Below are 17,744 nucleotides of genomic sequence, written 5' to 3'. Positions count from 1 at the left end.
GTCTCATACATTTGTACTGTAAATAATCACAAAAACTTTAATTATGAAAGTATTAGCGATAGATGATCAACAATTAGTATTGTTACCCTTACAAAAAAGATTAAATGAGTTAGGCTACGATGTAAAAATAGAAACAGATGCCAATGCAGGTATTTCACTTTACAATTCTTTTAAACCAGATTTGGTAATTGTGGATATTAATATGCCAGGCGTTTCTGGATTGGAAATTGTTAAATATGTAAGAGCATCAAAAAACTCAGCCACTCCAATAATGGTGCTGTCTGGGAATACAAATGATGATGTTATTACTAAAGGTTTCGATTTAGGAATTAATGATTATATGAAAAAGCCATTGAGTTTAAATGAGATTTGTGCACGTGTTAAGCGATTAATAGGGATTCCAGAAGTTCAAAACAAGGTTGTTAAAAGTGAGGTCATGATTCAACAACGTTGTGTGGGTGTGGTTATACCTTGTTATAATGAAGAAGCACGTCTTTTAAGTAAAGAGTTTATAGCTTTTATAGATAAAAATACAGGATATCATTTATGTTTTGTTAATGATGGCAGTAAAGATGATACATTAAAAGTTTTAAATAATTTAAGACAAGGTAGAGAAGACTTCATTACAGTTTATGATTGCAAACAAAATGGAGGGAAAGCAGAAGCCGTAAGGTTAGGGATGCTATATATGGCAAAAAAATCAGATTTAGATTATATCGGGTTTTTGGATGCAGATTTATCTACAGACTTAGCTGATTTTGATGATTTAGTGAAAACTATTGAAAATTCAGATTTTAAAATTGTTAGTGGTTCTAGAATTAGTAGAATGGGTGCCAATATTACCAAGGAATCGGCAAGAAAAATTATTAGTATGACTATTAATTTTATTATCAGAAAGATTTTAGGAATGAATTTTAAAGACACACAATGTGGTGCAAAGATTTTTCATAAAGATGTTATTGAAGTATTGTTTAGTGAAAAGTTTGTTACAAAGTGGATTTTTGATGTTGAGATTTTTAAAAGAATGACAGCTTATTTCGGCACAGAAAAAGCTAAAGATTATATATGCGAACAACCCTTAAAGCGATGGATACATGCTGATGGGTCTAAATTATCAATGAAAGATTCTATAAAAATTGTGGGACAGTTAGCTCAAATAGCATGGGTATACAGAGAAAGAAAAACAAAAACACAATACACTTCGGCAAGAGAATTTAAAGTAGTTCAATAATTAATTAAATTGATAATGAAAATAGGAATCATCATAGTATTTTACAATAATGAAAGGGATATAGACAGCAACTTGTTTAATGGTTTGTCTAGTATTAAGAATCATCTACAATTATGCCTTGTTAATAATGGAAGTGAAGATGCTACTTTGGAAAATTTAGAAGCATTAAAAGATACGTCTGGATTACATAGTGCCATTATAGATATAAAGCAAAACAAAGGTGAAGATGCAGCTATTAAAGCTGGAGCGAGGTATCTTTTTAATCAAAACAAACTGAAACATATCGCTTATGTTAATGTTGATAAACTTAAAGCTATTCATGATTTACATACATTATTGAATCTTATTGAAATGAATAAGGAGTCCATTATCCAGCATAACTTAAATGCAATGCAAACACGTCAAATTAAAAGATTAATTTTTAAGAATGTGTTTTGTATACTTGAGTATTTAAATAAACTAGAAATTAAATTAAGTTATGCGGAGCTAAACGTGATTCACAATTAGTTTTAACCGGATAAAGTTTTTTTGCATAATATTTTGAGCCTGTATACCAACCAAAACCTATAGGTAAAAAGAGTTGGTCTGTCCTTAATTTGGTGTTTACTTTCATCTGTTTAAATTTTATTTTTCCATTTTGGAAAAGGAATAAGCATCCGTGTTTTAGATTGATAATCTTGATAAGCTCTTCCGAATTCTTTTTTCAGGTCGCGTTCTTCAAATATGGTTCCTATTATAAAGTATGCTGTTAAACCAATGGCAAAAACCAAATGTGTCACAGTCATATTTGGAGTTGCCCAAATGCCTAGAATACCACCAAAATATAAAGGATGGCGTACGTGTTTATAAAATGAAACCACCTTGAAATTTAGTTGTGTGTAAGGCTTGTTTCTAAGTTCTAAATAGGTTTGGCGCAATCCGAATAAATCAAAATGATTGATTAAGAACGTGCTAATAAATAGAATCACCCATCCAGAAAAGAACAATACATAAGTAACATAATAGGGGATACTTCCAGCCTGTAATTTCCAAATCTGTCCGCCCATAGGCGCCCATTCTAAAACCAAAAGCACTAGTAGGAGTCCAGATATTAATACAAATGTGCTACGCTCTATAGGTTTTGGGAAATATTTTGCAAAAGCTGTTTTAAAGGCTTGCCTTGCCATTACACTGTGCTGCACGCCAAAAAGCGCCACTAAACCAAAATTTTTAAGTAAAGCTAAATAAAAAGGTAATGTTGGGGTTTGGTCGATAGATAGTTCAGGAACCAAATCACTTACAGAAATTATCCATAAAAGTAAGGATGCAAACCCGATAAGGTAGGCGATAATGGAATACAAGAACATTGATGCTTTTTTCATGACATATTGATTTTAAATGATATGCCAAAAGTATTCTGAAACGTAAGCTTAGGATGTTCTTAAAAGTTCAACTTTCTTTCTTAAAAGTTCAAACAAAAAAAACTGGATTAGGTTGTTAAATGAAGATTTCTGTACTGATTAGGAGGGTGTTGAAACTTTTGCTTAAAACTACTATTAAAATGGGATGTATTTTTAAAACCACTCTCATAACATACCTCATTAATATTCAATTCTGAATTCTGTAATAAGGTTTTAGCGTAATCTAATCGCATATTAGTTAACCATTTACCAGGTGTTTCGTTAAAGTGTGCTTTAAAATCTCTTTTAAAAGTTGATAAACTTCTTCCGCATAAGCGTGCATATTCTTCAAGTTGTAAATCATAATGAAAGTTCTGCATCATAATATCTTGAATACTTGTTTTTTCAACTTGTTTCAGCGTTTTAAAAAAACTTACTAAGTCTTGGTTGGCCGGATTAAGTGTAATGTTAAAAAGAAGCTCATTAAATTTTATCTCTACCAATTCTTTTGGAATTTCACCACCCATATCAAAATAATTGAAAACGGATAGGAATAACGCGTTTAACGAATTGGTTACATTAATTGGGAAAATTTGATTGTAATTTTCTTTTGGTTTCGTCGATGTTATAATCGAGGTATTGTTAGTTATAAAACGTCTTATAAAATCTTCGGTAATAAAAAATAGAATGGTGCAGTAGTCTTCTTCAAAATATTGCTTTGTATTATAAATACCTTTTCTAATAAAAAGTGCATCACCAGAATGTAAAGGGTAGGTTTTATTGACTGACGTCCAATCTTTTTTACCACTAATCACATAAGTGATAAAAGGTGTGTCGGTCCATAATTTAAATTGCTCTACATCTATAGGACACTTATATTCCACAAATAAATAATCGTCGCCAATTAATTTGTTATGCTTTGGGTCGTTTTTAAAGTATTGGAAAACATCAAGAGTCATATCCAAATTTACTAAATAATTTAATACTACCCGCCAATAGTAATCATACTCCTGTTTTTAGAATGTAGTTTAGGTTCTTGTAATTTTTTAATAGTATCCATACCTCCACGAATTTTAAATTTAGCTTGAACGGCTTTTTTAATAACAGGCTCAATAGATTTTCCAGAACGAAGTGTTGTCAATAAATCTGATTCAGTAGAAGAGAATAAGCAGTTTTTTAATTGCCCATTAGCCGTTAAACGCAGCCTATTACAAGAGTCACAAAAGGGGTTTGTTACAGAGCTTATAATAGCAAAACTCCCTTTATAGCCTTTTATTTTATAGTTTTTAGACGTATCGTTTGGAGCATCTTGTAAACGTTCTACTTCATCTTCTGTAAATGTTTTATTTACATGGTTCATGACTTCAGCATAAGACACCATTTTGCTCATATCCCATTTATTGCCATCAAAAGGCATGAACTCTATAAAGCGAACGGAAATAGGTAAGTCTTTAGTAAAGTTGATAAAATCTATAATTTCATTATCATTAAAGCCTTTCATTAAAACGGCATTCACTTTTACTTGAAAACCTTCTTTTACCAATAAAAAAATATTGTTGTAAACCTTTTTAAACTCATGTCTTCTAGTAATGTGCTTGAACTTCCCTTCATCTAAAGAATCTAGACTTACATTTATTTTGTTTACGCCATTAGCTTTCAAAACATCAATAAACTTATCAATAATAACAGCGTTTGATGTTATAGATAATTCAACAGGTAGTGTGGCTAGTTTTTCTAAAATAACAGGAATATCTTTTCTTATTAATGGTTCGCCTCCTGTTAATCTAATTTTAGTAACGCCATTATCTACAAAGGTTTTAGCTATTTTATAGATTTCTTCGTAAGTCATTAAATGGCTTTTTGGAGATAACTTCACACCTTCTTCGGGCATACAATAGGTACAGCGTAAATTACAACGTTCTATTAGTGAAATCCGAAGGTAGGCATGGTCTCTACCGTGGCTATCTTGTAATATGTTTTTGTTCTGAATCATTTTTTTAATTGTCCAGACCTGTCAGGTTTTTAAAACCTTACAGGTCTTAATTTTAGTCATGTCGAGCACCCTTTAATATTCTAAAAACATGTAGTACTGCTGGGAAAATTGCATCCATGGATTCCTTGGCACCATTGGTTGAACCAGGTAACGCCAACACGAGTGTGTTACCAAGTGTGCCAGCAATACTTCGGGATAGCATGGCAAATGGCATGCGTTCCTGTCCGTAGCTTCTAATCGCTTCTTCAATACCTGGAATACGTCTGTCTAAGATTGGAAGCAACGCTTCGGGAGTAACATCACGACCAGAAAGTCCTGTGCCTCCTGTATAAATTATCATATCAAATCCTTGTTCTTGATAAGCTCTTGCCTTTTGCTGAATAACATCTTTTTCATCTGGAATAATAACATATTCCGCAACTTTAACATCACTTGCTTCGAGCTTTGTTATAATCGCTTTTCCTGCTTTATCTTCTTTATGTCCTGCTGAAATCGTATCAGAACACACTACAACAGCAGCTGTTAAATCTTTTCTAAAACGGTCTGTAAAATCAGATTTCCCGCCTTTTTTATTTAATAGTTTTATAGCATGAATTTCAATGCCTTTGTCAATAGGCTTTAGCATGTCGTACATATTTAGAGCTACAACACTTGCGCCATGCATGGCTTCAACTTCAACACCTGTTTTGTAAATGGTTTTAACTGTGAATAGCACGGTAATTTCTAAACCATCAACTTTGTATTCAACGCCTGTAAACTCAATAGGCAAGGGGTGGCAATCCGGTAAAATATCTGGTGTGCGCTTTACGCCTAATAATCCTGCGGCTTTACTCATAGCGAATACGTTGCCTTTTGGAACGGTGTCGTTTTGAATAGCAGTAATTGTTTCGGGTTTACTAACTTTTACAACTGCCTGTGCAACTGCGGTTCTTAGTGTGGTACTCTTATTTGTAATATCGACCATAATATGTTGATTCGTTGAATCGTTTATTTATTTAACTGTGTTTTACGTAAAGCATTTAGCTTGTTAGAAATTTTTTCAATTTCAGTTCTTATTGCTTAGTAATCTTTCTCTTTTATAAAACCTAACTCTTTAGCTATAATGATTTGATTCAAAACCTCCATTAAATAGCTAAAAGCCATAGTTGAAAAATGTGCTTTGTCTTTATTTGTGTTTCTAGATGTTCCTTCAGTTAAATTTGAAGCAACAGATACGGAAGCTCTTCTTAACTGATTTTTTAAGCCAAATTTCTCCTCGCTAGGAAATTCTTTAGTAATCAAATAAATGAGCTTAACCAATTCTTTAGAGTCTATCCAAACATTTAATTTTTCAAATGAGAACATATATGCCATTCTTTTCTTTTTTTAACGATTAAACAATTCAACAACTAAACGAAAAAACAAAAACACTTACGTGTTTTTCTTCCACTGATGGCTTTCATCCTCAAAAATTTCTTTCCCAAAAACGGGAACATCAGCTTTAATAGCTTCAACAATAAATTCTAAAGCTTCAAAAACGACTTTACGCCTTGGTGAAGACACAAATACAAATAGGCAAATTTCACCAGCTTTCACGGTTCCTAAACTGTGATAGATATGCATACAGGTTAAATCAAATTTCTCAAAAGCAGATTCTCTAATGTCATGAAATTTTTGGTTTGCCATGTCTTCATAAGCCGTGTATTCAATAGCAGATACTATTTTGCCATCAATATCATCAGCTCTTACTTGTCCTAGGAAAATGTTATGAGCACCAATACTGGTTTTAGTTTGGTGTTTATAAATCGAGTTTCCTATAAAGTGTGAACTTATTGGGCCTTCCTTGAATACGTTTTTAGCTTTTTTATCTTTCATGTAATGATACTTTTAAATAGTTATTTAATTCTGATGCGCCTTCTTTTAAGCTGAAACAGTTATTGATTTTAAGTTCTTGTAATAGTTTAGTAGCCTGTTTGCTTCGGATTCCTGATTGACAAAAAAGGACCGTTTTTTTAGTGGAATCTAAGTCGTCTAAATGCTGTTCGAAGGTACTTAGAGGCATATTAATAATTGGTAAATTTTCAATTTTTGGTTGCTCATGAGGTTCTCTAACATCTATCAATTGAATATTTTCATTTATAGTTATGTGGTGGATTGAAACTTCAAGTGGATTGATATCACAATCTATAGTGATTGTTTTATTCTGAAAATTAACCTTCTCATTTAAAACAGATTGAAAAATGGCTTCATTTTTCTTTAACGCTAAAGTTGATGTTTGAGAAGTCAGAGCATTATAACAAAGTAGTTTCCCAGAAAGTGGGCTGCCTAAACCTAATATAACTTTAAGAACTTCATTAGCCTGCATACTTCCAATAATTCCTGGAAGCACACCTATTACGCCAATTTCAGAGCAATTAGGGACAGTATCTTTTTTTGGAGGATTAGGAAACAGGCATCTATAACTTGGTCCATTTTTATAGTTAAATACGGATACTTGCCCTTCAAACTTATAAATAGCTCCAAAAACCAAAGGTTTGTTTGCGATGACACTAGCATCGTTTACCAAATAACGGGTTTCAAAATTATCAGAACCATCGACAATGATATCGTATTGATAAAATAAGTCGATTGCATTTTGATAGTTTAATTGTTCTGGGTATGCAATTATTGAAATGCTGTCATTTAAATCTTCTAGTCTTTCCTTTGCGGCAATCGCTTTGTTTATGCCTAATGATGCTATTCCAAAAAGCACCTGACGTTGCAAATTCGACAGTTCCACAACATCAAAATCGATAATGCCAATAGTCCCAACACCAGCAGCAGTAAGGTATTGTAAAACAGGACACCCTAAGCCGCCAGCGCCGATTACTAGAACTTTGGCATTGGAGATTTTATCTTGACCATCTTGCCCGATTTCTGATAAAATGATATGTCTGTTGTATCTACTCACTTGTTGTTTAATTGTTTATTCGTTGAGTTGTATAAACGGTTTAACGATTCAACACATCAACATTTTTAAAATCATCCTCCAGAAAAAGGTGGTAATAATGCAATTTCTTTTCCTGATAATTCAGTTTCAATGGAGACCAATTCTTGATTTTGTGCCACTTGAAAATCTTTTGATTGTAATGGGCTATATTTTAAATAAAGTGTTTCTAGTAACTCTGAAATTAGTGTTCCTGAAAACTCTAAAGATTCTTCTTCTAATTGAGTGACTTCTGCTATTTGACCAAAATATTTAATGGTTATATTCATCTTCAACTATTTTTAGTTCATTTTGAGTATTTACATTCATGGTTAATACTTCATTTTCTTCTTCCAAAACCACATTTTTAAATTGACATGCATTAACGGCTATGCGCAACCGTCTTTCATCTGCTTGTATCAATTTATTAAATGTGTTTTTTGTTTGCTTTTTATATAACGCTATAAGCGGCATGGTTTTTCCATTACTTTCAATTTGAATGATTTCGTAAGTATCATCGACGTTATCAATCAATTTTTGTAATATTTTAGATGTAATCAAAGGAACATCACAACTTAAAACCAAATTATAAGCTGTTGATGAAGCTTCCAATCCAGAACATATTCCAGCAACTGGGCCAGCATCTTTTATTGAATCATTAATGCGTTTTAATCCAAACGTATCATAATTTGAATTATCTGAAACAATAATGATTTCAGAAACTAAGGGTTTTAAGGCATCAATGCTATATTGAACAAATGGCTTTTTGTTTAACAAAAGAAACCCTTTGTCTGTTCCCATTCGAGTGCTTTTTCCACCTGCTAGAATAATGCCTGTTATATCTTTTTTTTCTATCATTTTAAAAACCTATTTAAAGATTTTATCAATTATTTTTTATGCTCTTTTTTGAGCATTACTTCGTTAAAATTTTGGACCGTAGCTAGGGCTATCCTTAAAAATGTTGCCTCGTACTTCAAAAAAAATATCTATAAAAATTCTAATCATAAATTCTTAAATAGGTTTATGTGAAAAATAATTTAGCACAGGCTATGATTAACACAAAGGCTAGTATGTATCGTAAACATTGATTATTAATAATTTTACTCCCGTAATAGCCTCCTAAAACACCACCGATTAATGCAAAGGCAACTAATAAAAAAGCACCTTTTTCTAAAGTTACTCCATTACTTAGTTGACCAACCAAACCAGCTGAGGAATTCACCCAAATAAATAAAGCGGAAACAGCTGCAGCTTCTTTCATTTTACCCCAATGGAGCAATAGAATTACTGGTGTTAGGATGATACCGCCGCCAATACCAATAAGTCCAGAAAAGAAACCAATAGTGCCGCCAACGATAAGTCCTTGCCAAAGTTTAACTTCTTTAATAGCATCACTTTCTTTTCCAAATACATTCAACATTTTTAGAATAGCAAAGATTAATAAAACAGCTAGTATTTTTTTATATAGGGATGCATCAACTTCTAAAGTGCCACCTATATAGGCTAGGGGTACTGAAGCGATAGCGAATGACAAAAAGAGCTCTTTGTTAAAATGGCCTTCTCTAAAATAATAGTAAAACGAAATACCAGCCACAAAAATATTAAGTAGTAGAGCGGTAGGTTTCATACTTTCTGGAGCAAAAGAAAATAAAGCCATAAGAGCCAAATACCCACTAGCACCACCATGACCCACACTAGAGTATAGGAAGGACACTATCGGAAGGATAGCTAGGAATAGATATATGTTTTCGTTTTGTAACACTTTTGATAAATTATTTGTGCTTTGTCATGTTATAATGAGGCACGATTAAGACATTACATTATAGTTTTTGTTAATTATGTGATTTCTCCTAGCGTCGAAATGACTCATCGCTCATATTTATATCTTTAATTTTATATGTTATAATAGTTCAATTTTCTCCAATTGCTTATCCAAAAATGCCCAACAATTCCTGTTAATCTCATCAAAAGCCTTAACTAAAGATTTTCCATATTCAGTCAATTCAGCACCGCCGCCACCTTTACCTCCAATAGTATTTATAGTCACAGGTTTTTTTGCTGATTTATTTACAGAATCTAAAAGCTGCCATGCTTTTTTATAAGATATATTTAATGACTTGGCCGCTTTAGAAAGCGAACCCATTTTATCAATAGCCTTTAGCAAAGTCACACGTCCTTCTCCTAGAAGCACATTGTCATCTGATTCAATCCATATGCGACTTTTTATTTTATATCCCATAGCTTTTGATTTAATTTGGAAGTAAAATGATTTCTAACGTATCACCTGTTTCAATAGTATTAAGATCCTCTGGTGCAAAAACCAAAGCATTAGATAAAGCAAAGGTTTGTAACATGGAGGAGTTCTGCCCTTCTAATATTTCAACCTGTCCATTATTGTAAATACCTTTTAAAAATTGAGGTCTATCACCTTTCTTATAGAAACTATTAATTGTTTTTGCTTGTACTCTAGGTAATTCCAAAACATCACGATTCATGAGTTTTTGCAAAGCGATATACACATAAACATAAAAACAGGATAATGCAGCAGCAGGATTACCTGGTAATGCAAAAACTTGGGTGTGATTCTTTTTTCCAAAAAATAAAGGTTTGCCTGGTTTCTGTTTCACCTTATAAAACAACTGTTTCACTTGCAATTCATTTAAAGCTTTTCCAACATAATCATAATCACCAACAGAAATACCTCCTGTGATTAAAACTAAATCGTTATCCTCTAAAGCAGTGCCAAGCGTTTCAACTGTTTTATTGTAATCGTCTTCAACTTTATATAGCGTTATGTCATAAAACTTCAGGTTGTAAAGTGCACTCAATAACATTTTCGAATTACTCTCATAAATTTTTCCATGGGAAAGTTCTTGAGCAGGTTCTATAAGTTCATTTCCAGTCGTAACAATGGCAATATTAGGTTTTTTAAAAACGGAAACTTCTGTAATGCCTAAAGACAATAAATATCCGATGGCGGCAGGCGTTAGTTTTGTGCCTTTATTCAAAGCAATGTCTCCTGACTTAACTTGTTCTCCTAAAGGGCGAATATTGAGTTCTGGTTGAATGTCGTGTTCAATGGTAATTATATTTCCATTTACTTGGACCTTTTCCTGCATCATAACTGCATTAGCAGAATTAGGAACTGGAGCGCCTGTAAATATCCTAACAGCTTCCCCTTTTTTAAACTCAGGCTCATGTCCATCACCAGCTTTAACTTCACCTACTAATACATACGTTAAATTTTCGTGCAAATTTAAAGCATAGCCATCCATAGCAGATTGTCTGAAAGGTGGCATGTTTATAGGGGATAATATATCTTCAAATAGCCAATATCCTCCAGCTTTTTCAACAGACTTAATAGTGGGTTTTAATAAAGGTTTACTGTTTTGCTTTACACTAGAAATCGCTTCGGAAATAGAAATCATAAATCATTTTCGTTATATCCTAACAAATATAGCGATTTTGTTTTTTATGATAACATGATAAAAGTTAGTTTTTTTTTTAATTTAAAAAGATATTTACATCCGAAATAAAAAAGAAGCGTATGCCTATTAAAAGTTATTTAACTCCATCCTTATGATGGTAAAAAAAATGAACTTATAAAAGTACTTTCACAATTTACTTCCTGCGACGTTATCCCCGCCGGAAACAAAAATTTACTCATTATAGTAACCGATACCGCTATTAAAATAGAAACAGGGAAATTCCGTTATAAAAACAGCATCAGTTTTATGTATTTAACATTTATTAATTGAAAAAATTTCAATTAAATAATAATCATTGTTGTTTTTTGAGAAGCTCTTAAAAATAAGTATTTCAAATATAAAAATAAGTATTATTACGTATTTTTGTAGCAGATATTCGTTTTTATGCTACCAACGACATCACATTCTAAATTTAAACATACTTCTGTTAATGATGTTTCTTGTGGAGTTTGCACAAATACCAACTGCCTAATAAATAAAAACTTAAATACACTTTCAAATTCTAAATTTGTAGAAAACAAAAAAACAATTAAGTGCAAAAAAAGTCAGCAATTTATTATTGAAGGCGCTCCTGTTAATGGCTTGTTTTTTATTTTGAAGGGTACGGTAAAAGTGTTTAGAACAGGTATAAATGGGCGCGAACAAATTGTGCGTTTTGCAAAAGAAGGTGAAATTATTGGGCATCGAGGTTTTGGTACCGAAGAGTATTATTCTATAGGTGCTATAGCTTTACAAGATACCGTATTGTGTTATTTTTCTAAGGATAGTTTACAAGATGCTTTATTGGAAAGCCCTAAGTTTACTTATGATATGATGCTTTTTTATGCCAATGAGCTTAATAGAAGTGAGAATAAAGTAAAGTCTATTTCGCAAATGACAGTTCGTGAACGTGTTATTGATACCTTATTATATATACACCGAAAATTTGGCGATTTAAGAGGTTTTATAAATCTGCCACTTAGTAGAAAAGAATATGCAGATTATGCTGGCACTACTGAAGAGCAAGTTATTCGCGTGTTTTCTGCTCTTAAAAAGGAAAAACTTATTATTGCTCAAGGGAAAAAAATTGGTATAAATAATCTTCAATTGCTTAAAAGAGAGATTAGCGAACATAACTACTTTTTAGATAGTTGATTACCTTTTTGATTTCTCTAAACCTCTTGTACGCTTTTCTTCTTGATTAAATATTTCCTGTGTTTTGATAGCTTTTTATATGGCATAAAAGATCCTTTTATACTGTAATATTTCATAATTATTTAAATAGTTAGCTTTTATTTTTGCCTTAAATAAGTATTAATACTTAATTTTTTTACAAATTTAAATTATACACATTAAGATTATGGAATCAAAGACTATTACCCTAGTTCAAGAATCATTTGAAAAAGTAAAACCTATAGCTCCAACTGCAGCAAAAATATTCTATTCTAAATTATTTGAATTGGACCCAGCATTAGAACCATTATTCCCAACAGATAAAGAAGGAGCAATGGTAGAACAAGGCAATAAACTAATGACAATGCTTGCCGCCGCAGTTGCTGGCTTGAGTAATTTAGATGCCTTATTGCCAGTTTTAAAAGATTTAGGGAAACGCCATGTGGAATATAAGGTAGAACCATCTCATTATAATACAGTAGGAGCAGCATTAATAGGAACACTAGAAGCTGGACTTGGTAATGATTTTACCCCAGATGTTAAAGAAGCTTGGACATCTGTTTACGGAACCATGTCTACTGTTATGATCGAAGCCGCTTATTAATAACTTAAAAATCAATAAAATATGAAAACTATATTTAAAATCTCAATAATATTAGTAAGTATCGTTTTAACCTCATGTGGTGGGGTTCCAGAAGGAAAAACTGATGCAGCCAGTTCTGATAATGCTTTTTCAGTAGAAGAAGTTTTAGAAATGGTAGCAGCAGAAAACGATATTACAAGAACCTTATACACCAAAGCTATTGTTGGAAAAGGGAAAGCTCAAGGAATGAAATTTGATGAAGATTGGCGTAAAGATGATGTTGAAGCTGGTCCACTTCCCGCATTGTTTCTAAGAGGTGTTGCTACAAGTATTCAAAAAGGTCCTGTGCCATTAGGGCTTTATTTAGGGTCTGATTTTCCAATTAATGCTGCAAATAAGTTTGTAGGTAAACAAGCAGATTTGTTTGAGGAAATTAAAAAAGACCAAGAACCAAAATTTTTCTATGATGAAGAACAAAAGTTACATACAGCCATGTTTGCAGATTTAGCGAGCGCAGGTGCTTGCGTAACATGTCATAACGATCATAAGCAAACATCAAAAAGCGATTGGAAACTAGGAGATGTTATGGGAGCCACAACATGGCAATACCCTAAAGATTCTTTATCTTATAAAGAAACAGTAGCGGTATTAAACTCCTATGCCAAAGGAACAGTGGATATTTATGTAGAATACTTAAATGAAATAGAAGCTTTTGAAAATAGTGAAAAACCAGAAATTGGTGAAAAATGGCCAGCAGAAGGAAAGTATTTACCAACTGCTGAGGTATTCTTAGATAGTGTTAAAAAGTTGACATCCTATAAAACAATGAAACATTTAGTCGCGGCAAAATAGTTTATTATTAGATCTAATCTTGCTCATAGATTTCTAAAAAAATATGAGCAAGATTTTTAGGTTGTTTTTCTATTCAAATCATTTGTAGTTTATGGTAATTAAAAGCAAATCCACTTTATTGGGTTTAGTGCTGTTAAGCGCTTTCTTTTTACAGTTTTTTTTGAAATTAGAATGGAGTTGGCTATCGGTACTTCAGCAACAAGAAATGTATAAACGTTGGTCCGGATTGGTTTTGGCTTTATTTATAATGTTTCAATGGGTTTTGACAGGCACACGAGTAATCAAAAAATTTAGAAAGTATGCTATGTCAATGCAAACTATTCATAAATGGTTAGGTGCTGTAAGCCCCTTGTTTTTTTATGTCCATAGTATAGGATTGGGTTATGGCTATTTGCTTTTGTTATCCTATGTGTTTTTCTCAAATACACTGCTTGGATATTTAAATCTAGATGTTATCAAAAATAATAGTGATGCATTATTTAAAGGGTGGATGATTACGCATGTGGCATTATCATTAATAGTTACAATATTGGTCCTGTTTCATATTACAATGGTGTTTTATTATAAATAGATTAAGATAGTATATGAAGTTACTAGTTAAAAATATAGTTAAAGAAACTAATGATGCCGTAAGTATCTGTTTTAAAAACGGAAACCTCTTCAAAAAGCTAAAATATAAACCAGGGCAATTTTTAACAGTTCATGTGCCCATAGATAAAATGGTTCAAAAGAGAGCATATTCCTTTAGCAGTAATCCTTATACAGATAAAGATTTAAAAATCACTGTAAAACGTGTTGAAAAGGGTTTGGTTTCAAACTATGTGCACGATCATCTTAAAATAGGGGATAAATTAGAAGTTAGTGATCCTGCAGGGTCCTTTTTTGTAGAACCTACAAATAAATCTAAAAAACAATATGTGTTGTTTGCCGGAGGAAGCGGCGTAACACCAATATTTTCAATTATAAAATCTGTTTTAACTGAAGAAAAAGATTCTAAGGTTTTGTTGATTTATGCAAATCAAAATATGGATTCCATAATTTTTCATGATGAAATTAAAGCACTGGAAAAGAGTTATTCAGAAAAGTTTTCAGTTGAACATATTGTTTCTTCAAACAAGATTGATAACAATAATTATCACTCAGGATTAGCTACTAAAGCATTGATAGATAATATATTATTAAAGCATAATTTAACTTATGCAGATCATGTCTATATGATATGTGGCCCATTTGGTTACATGGAAAAGATAAAAGATGTGTTAAAAGAAAACGGTATAACAAGGGACAAAATCAAGCTAGAAGTTTTTAAAAGTCCCGATGTTAAGTCTACGGGCAAAAACCTTATAAGCGATGTTACTTTAAAGTTTGAAGGGAAAGCACATGGATTGAAAGTAAGAGGAGATAAATCCATATTGCAACAGGCCATGTCTGAAAATATAGTAATACCCTATTCTTGTCGATCAGGGATGTGTTCTACTTGTAAAGCTAAATGTATAGAAGGAGAGGTTAAAATGATTGATGGTCATTTCCTTCCAGAAAATGATGTTCAAAATGGTGATATTCTAACTTGTATTAGCTATCCAGTTACAAAAAAGGTAGTTATAGAAATATAGTTTAAAAATTTTAATTTGATGTTTAAGGTAAGTCCGTTACGTAAAAGACAATTTTTAGGAGGTGTTATAGGCTTAGTTCTAGGGGTTTCAATATTTTATATTTTGACTTTAGATGCTACCGAAACATATATCTCCATTGGGCCAATGAATACTGGTCACCAAGATTTATCTTGTTTTGCATGTCATGCAGATGCTAAAGGAAATTTAATGCAGCAACTGCAATCTAATATTTCACATGCAGCTGGTGCTAGAGAAGAAGGTGTGGATTTTGGTACTCAAGATGTAAGTGCAGATAATTGTATGCAATGCCATGATAGGCCTAATGATAGACACCCTATATATCGCTTTTCAGAGCCAAGATTTAAAGAAGCAACAAAACATATTGATGCGACTACCTGTATAACTTGCCATACCGAGCATCAAGAAGAACGTGTATCAGTAGCTTCTATTAATTATTGTATGAACTGTCATCAAGAATTAGAAGTTGAAAACGACCCGTTGGATATATCCCATAAGGATTTGATAGCTAAAGAAGAATGGTTTACATGTATTCAATGTCATGATTTTCATGGAAACCATAAATATGATGTGCCTGAGAAATTGGCTGATACTATTCCTATGAAACTTATTCAAAACTATTTTGAAGGTGGGGAAGATCCTTATGGAACAAGTAAAAAATATATTGCTTTATCTCAAGAAGCATGGTTAAAAACCTTAGAGGAATAAGCTTTACTTTATCTGTTTATAAAAACAACGTATTCTTTCTTATAATCCCAATACTTCACTATACAAAATCAAGTATTGTAAAAATACGTAGTGTTTTTTAATTTTCACTTCAAATACTTAGGGTTTTAAGTAGTTAAATATTTTATGTTTATAGATTTTAAAAATCTTAAAACCAGGTATATAGTTAAAAAACATGGTTTTATACAGGTATTGTTATGTGAAAAAAGATGATTGGATATGTGTATTAACATAATCTAAGACTAACTCTACTTATATATTTGCATAAAATAAGTATTAATACTTAGATTAATTAAAACTAAAAAATATGAAATCTCTATTTAAAACATCAATTTGGATTCTACCAATAGCAGTACTACTATTTTCTTGTGGTGGAAAAGACAAAAAGAAAACTGAAACCGCAGAAGTTATTACAGAAACTTCAAAAACAAAAACATTAGATATTGAAAAACCACAATTAACTTTTGGTTTCATCAAATTAACAGATATGGCACCTTTAGCCATTGCCAAAGAAAAAGGATTTTTTGAAGATGAAGGTTTATTTGTTTCAGTTGAAGCACAATCTAACTGGAAAAATGTATTAGACCGCGTTATTGATGGTCAATTAGATGGTTCGCATATGTTAGCAGGTCAACCAATTGCTGCAGGAGCAGGTTTTGGACGTCAAGCCGAATTGGTAACACCATTTTCAATGGATTTAAACGGAAATGGTATTACTGTTTCCAATGATGTTTGGTCTAAAATGAAACCAAATGTACCAAAAGGTGCAGACGGAAAACCCATCCATCCTATTAAAGCAGAAGCTTTAAAACCAGTAATTGATGAATACAAAACAAACGGAAAAGCCTTTAAAATGGGTATGGTATTTCCAGTGTCTACACATAACTACGAAATAAGATATTGGTTAGCAGCTGCAGGCATTCACCCAGGTATGTATACTGCGGAAAACGTTCAAGGACAAATTGATGCAGAAGTTTTGCTATCAGTAACGCCACCGCCACAAATGCCAGCAACTTTAGAAGCAGGTACCATTTATGGATACTGTGTAGGTGAGCCTTGGAACCAACAAGCCGTTTTTAAAGGTATTGGAGTGCCAGTAACTACAAATTATGATATCTGGAAAAACAATCCAGAAAAAGTGTTTGTAATGACCAAGAAATTTGTTGACGAAAACCCTAACACGGCAATTGCAGTTACAAAAGCCTTAATTAGAGCTGGTAAATGGTTAGATGAACCAGGCAACAGAGCAGAAGCAGTAAAAATATTATCAATGTCTCAATATGTTGGCGCACCAGAAGCCGTATTAGCAAATTCTATGACAGGTACGTTTGAATTCGAAAAAGGTGATAAACGTGATATGCCTGATTTTAATGTGTTCTATAAATACAATGCAACATACCCGTTCTATTCTGATGGTATTTGGTTCTTAACACAAATGAGAAGATGGGGGCAAATCCCAGAAGCTAAACCAGCAGATTGGTATGCTAGTACCATTAAAGATATTTACAGACCAGATATATGGACAAAAGCAGCTAAACTTTTAGTGGAAGAAGGAAATATTCCAGCTGGAGATATTCCAACAACCGATGGTTATAAGCCAATAACTACTGATTTTATTGATGGGACATCTTATGATGCTAAAGACCCAATTGCATATATCAACAGTTTTAAAATTGGAAATAAAGATAACGCTGTAAAGTAAAACAAAATATTGTTTGTCATTTCGACAGAGTGAGCAACGAGCGACGAGAAATCTCAAAAGTGA

Annotated in this window: 21 protein-coding genes; 9 read left to right on the top strand and 12 right to left on the bottom strand. The window is 32.4% G+C overall.

Going from position 1 to position 17,744, the window contains the following annotated elements; genetic code table 11:
- Nucleotides 1–43: 43 nt before the first annotated feature.
- Entirely contained in the window at nucleotides 44–1,231 is a 1,188-nt protein-coding gene (locus ABD941_RS02110; RefSeq protein WP_345272327.1) for a response regulator, read from the top strand.
- A 15-nt stretch (nucleotides 1,232–1,246) separates the two neighbouring features.
- Nucleotides 1,247–1,738 (top strand): glycosyltransferase, encoded by a 492-nt coding sequence (locus tag ABD941_RS02105; RefSeq protein WP_345272326.1) that lies wholly within the window; start codon nucleotides 1,247–1,249, stop codon nucleotides 1,736–1,738.
- 110 nt (nucleotides 1,739–1,848) lie between these two features.
- Here ABD941_RS02105 and ABD941_RS02100 read toward each other — a convergent pair whose 3' ends face one another.
- From ABD941_RS02100 to ABD941_RS02045, 12 genes are all read right to left on the bottom strand, one after another.
- Nucleotides 1,849–2,592, bottom strand: a complete 744-nt coding sequence (locus tag ABD941_RS02100) for a methyltransferase family protein (protein ID WP_345272325.1) — start codon at nucleotides 2,590–2,592, stop codon at nucleotides 1,849–1,851.
- Between the two features lie 107 nt (nucleotides 2,593–2,699).
- The gene (locus ABD941_RS02095; RefSeq protein WP_345272324.1) at nucleotides 2,700–3,569 is read right to left on the bottom strand and encodes a helix-turn-helix domain-containing protein; all 870 of its coding nucleotides are present in this window, start codon (nucleotides 3,567–3,569) and stop codon (nucleotides 2,700–2,702) included.
- 26 nt (nucleotides 3,570–3,595) lie between these two features.
- Nucleotides 3,596–4,603 (bottom strand): GTP 3',8-cyclase MoaA, encoded by a 1,008-nt coding sequence (gene moaA / locus ABD941_RS02090; protein WP_345272323.1) that lies wholly within the window; start codon nucleotides 4,601–4,603, stop codon nucleotides 3,596–3,598.
- Nucleotides 4,604–4,655: 52 nt separating this feature from the next.
- Nucleotides 4,656–5,567, bottom strand: a complete 912-nt coding sequence (gene moaCB / locus ABD941_RS02085; protein ID WP_345272321.1) for a bifunctional molybdenum cofactor biosynthesis protein MoaC/MoaB — start codon at nucleotides 5,565–5,567, stop codon at nucleotides 4,656–4,658.
- Nucleotides 5,568–5,662: 95 nt separating this feature from the next.
- Nucleotides 5,663–5,956, bottom strand: a complete 294-nt coding sequence (locus ABD941_RS02080; RefSeq protein ID WP_345272320.1) for a four helix bundle protein — start codon at nucleotides 5,954–5,956, stop codon at nucleotides 5,663–5,665.
- Between the two features lie 57 nt (nucleotides 5,957–6,013).
- Entirely contained in the window at nucleotides 6,014–6,457 is a 444-nt protein-coding gene (locus ABD941_RS02075) for a molybdenum cofactor biosynthesis protein MoaE (RefSeq protein ID WP_345272319.1), read from the bottom strand.
- On the bottom strand, nucleotides 6,447–7,532 hold the full coding sequence (moeB, locus tag ABD941_RS02070; RefSeq protein WP_345272318.1) for a molybdopterin-synthase adenylyltransferase MoeB: 1,086 nt from the start codon (nucleotides 7,530–7,532) through the stop codon (nucleotides 6,447–6,449). Before moeB ends, ABD941_RS02075 begins: the two co-directional genes overlap by 11 nt.
- A gap of 71 nt (nucleotides 7,533–7,603) precedes the next feature.
- Nucleotides 7,604–7,837, bottom strand: a complete 234-nt coding sequence (locus tag ABD941_RS02065) for a MoaD/ThiS family protein (RefSeq protein ID WP_345272317.1) — start codon at nucleotides 7,835–7,837, stop codon at nucleotides 7,604–7,606.
- Nucleotides 7,821–8,405, bottom strand: coding sequence for a molybdenum cofactor guanylyltransferase (gene mobA / locus ABD941_RS02060; protein ID WP_345272316.1), 585 nt, complete (start codon nucleotides 8,403–8,405; stop codon nucleotides 7,821–7,823). The genes ABD941_RS02065 and mobA overlap by 17 nt, the downstream gene beginning before the upstream one ends.
- A 163-nt stretch (nucleotides 8,406–8,568) precedes the next feature.
- The gene (locus ABD941_RS02055; protein ID WP_345272315.1) at nucleotides 8,569–9,309 is read right to left on the bottom strand and encodes a sulfite exporter TauE/SafE family protein; all 741 of its coding nucleotides are present in this window, start codon (nucleotides 9,307–9,309) and stop codon (nucleotides 8,569–8,571) included.
- 138 nt (nucleotides 9,310–9,447) lie between these two features.
- Nucleotides 9,448–9,786, bottom strand: coding sequence for a winged helix-turn-helix domain-containing protein (locus ABD941_RS02050; RefSeq protein ID WP_345272314.1), 339 nt, complete (start codon nucleotides 9,784–9,786; stop codon nucleotides 9,448–9,450).
- 10 nt (nucleotides 9,787–9,796) lie between these two features.
- Nucleotides 9,797–10,975, bottom strand: coding sequence for a molybdopterin molybdotransferase MoeA (locus tag ABD941_RS02045; protein ID WP_345272313.1), 1,179 nt, complete (start codon nucleotides 10,973–10,975; stop codon nucleotides 9,797–9,799).
- A 444-nt stretch (nucleotides 10,976–11,419) separates the two neighbouring features.
- Between ABD941_RS02045 and ABD941_RS02040 the strand changes: the two genes are divergently transcribed.
- From ABD941_RS02040 to ABD941_RS02010, 7 genes are all read left to right on the top strand, one after another.
- Nucleotides 11,420–12,169: a Crp/Fnr family transcriptional regulator gene (locus tag ABD941_RS02040; protein WP_345272312.1), complete on the top strand. Its 750-nt coding sequence runs from the start codon at nucleotides 11,420–11,422 to the stop codon at nucleotides 12,167–12,169.
- A gap of 205 nt (nucleotides 12,170–12,374) precedes the next feature.
- Nucleotides 12,375–12,791 (top strand): globin family protein, encoded by a 417-nt coding sequence (locus ABD941_RS02035; protein ID WP_345272311.1) that lies wholly within the window; start codon nucleotides 12,375–12,377, stop codon nucleotides 12,789–12,791.
- A 21-nt stretch (nucleotides 12,792–12,812) separates the two neighbouring features.
- Nucleotides 12,813–13,622: a c-type heme family protein gene (locus ABD941_RS02030; RefSeq protein ID WP_345272310.1), complete on the top strand. Its 810-nt coding sequence runs from the start codon at nucleotides 12,813–12,815 to the stop codon at nucleotides 13,620–13,622.
- A 91-nt stretch (nucleotides 13,623–13,713) separates the two neighbouring features.
- Nucleotides 13,714–14,193, top strand: a complete 480-nt coding sequence (locus ABD941_RS02025) for a hypothetical protein (protein WP_345272309.1) — start codon at nucleotides 13,714–13,716, stop codon at nucleotides 14,191–14,193.
- Between the two features lie 13 nt (nucleotides 14,194–14,206).
- On the top strand, nucleotides 14,207–15,235 hold the full coding sequence (locus tag ABD941_RS02020) for a 2Fe-2S iron-sulfur cluster-binding protein (RefSeq protein WP_345272307.1): 1,029 nt from the start codon (nucleotides 14,207–14,209) through the stop codon (nucleotides 15,233–15,235).
- A gap of 18 nt (nucleotides 15,236–15,253) precedes the next feature.
- Nucleotides 15,254–15,961, top strand: a complete 708-nt coding sequence (locus ABD941_RS02015; RefSeq protein WP_345272306.1) for a cytochrome c3 family protein — start codon at nucleotides 15,254–15,256, stop codon at nucleotides 15,959–15,961.
- Nucleotides 15,962–16,286: 325 nt separating this feature from the next.
- Complete coding sequence (locus tag ABD941_RS02010; RefSeq protein WP_345272305.1) at nucleotides 16,287–17,681, top strand: CmpA/NrtA family ABC transporter substrate-binding protein; 1,395 nt, start codon at nucleotides 16,287–16,289, stop codon at nucleotides 17,679–17,681.
- Nucleotides 17,682–17,744 lie beyond the last annotated feature (63 nt).

This window comes from Flaviramulus aquimarinus, assembly GCF_039543205.1.
In the GTDB taxonomy this organism is placed as follows: Bacteria; Bacteroidota; Bacteroidia; order Flavobacteriales; family Flavobacteriaceae; genus Flaviramulus_B; species Flaviramulus_B aquimarinus.
The sequence above is the reverse complement of the archived record's forward strand: the minus strand, read 5'-3'. Positions and strand labels throughout refer to the sequence as shown.

Bases quoted from the DNA above. Each gene is read 5' to 3' on its own strand.
- ABD941_RS02020 (WP_345272307.1), top strand. From the start codon at position 14,207: ATGAAGTTACTAGTTAAAAATATAGTTAAAGAAACTAATGATGCCGTA.
- ABD941_RS02010 (WP_345272305.1), top strand. From the start codon at position 16,287: ATGAAATCTCTATTTAAAACATCAATTTGGATTCTACCAATAGCAGTA.
- mobA (WP_345272316.1), bottom strand. From the start codon at position 8,405: ATGATAGAAAAAAAAGATATAACAGGCATTATTCTAGCAGGTGGAAAA.
- ABD941_RS02035 (WP_345272311.1), top strand. From the start codon at position 12,375: ATGGAATCAAAGACTATTACCCTAGTTCAAGAATCATTTGAAAAAGTA.
- moaCB (WP_345272321.1), bottom strand. From the start codon at position 5,567: ATGGTCGATATTACAAATAAGAGTACCACACTAAGAACCGCAGTTGCA.
- ABD941_RS02030 (WP_345272310.1), top strand. From the start codon at position 12,813: ATGAAAACTATATTTAAAATCTCAATAATATTAGTAAGTATCGTTTTA.
- ABD941_RS02080 (WP_345272320.1), bottom strand. From the start codon at position 5,956: ATGGCATATATGTTCTCATTTGAAAAATTAAATGTTTGGATAGACTCT.
- ABD941_RS02095 (WP_345272324.1), bottom strand. From the start codon at position 3,569: ATGACTCTTGATGTTTTCCAATACTTTAAAAACGACCCAAAGCATAAC.
- ABD941_RS02040 (WP_345272312.1), top strand. From the start codon at position 11,420: ATGCTACCAACGACATCACATTCTAAATTTAAACATACTTCTGTTAAT.
- ABD941_RS02105 (WP_345272326.1), top strand. From the start codon at position 1,247: ATGAAAATAGGAATCATCATAGTATTTTACAATAATGAAAGGGATATA.
- ABD941_RS02015 (WP_345272306.1), top strand. From the start codon at position 15,254: ATGTTTAAGGTAAGTCCGTTACGTAAAAGACAATTTTTAGGAGGTGTT.
- moaA (WP_345272323.1), bottom strand. From the start codon at position 4,603: ATGATTCAGAACAAAAACATATTACAAGATAGCCACGGTAGAGACCAT.
- ABD941_RS02100 (WP_345272325.1), bottom strand. From the start codon at position 2,592: ATGAAAAAAGCATCAATGTTCTTGTATTCCATTATCGCCTACCTTATC.
- ABD941_RS02050 (WP_345272314.1), bottom strand. From the start codon at position 9,786: ATGGGATATAAAATAAAAAGTCGCATATGGATTGAATCAGATGACAAT.
- ABD941_RS02065 (WP_345272317.1), bottom strand. From the start codon at position 7,837: ATGAATATAACCATTAAATATTTTGGTCAAATAGCAGAAGTCACTCAA.
- ABD941_RS02110 (WP_345272327.1), top strand. From the start codon at position 44: ATGAAAGTATTAGCGATAGATGATCAACAATTAGTATTGTTACCCTTA.
- ABD941_RS02025 (WP_345272309.1), top strand. From the start codon at position 13,714: ATGGTAATTAAAAGCAAATCCACTTTATTGGGTTTAGTGCTGTTAAGC.
- ABD941_RS02075 (WP_345272319.1), bottom strand. From the start codon at position 6,457: ATGAAAGATAAAAAAGCTAAAAACGTATTCAAGGAAGGCCCAATAAGT.
- ABD941_RS02045 (WP_345272313.1), bottom strand. From the start codon at position 10,975: ATGATTTCTATTTCCGAAGCGATTTCTAGTGTAAAGCAAAACAGTAAA.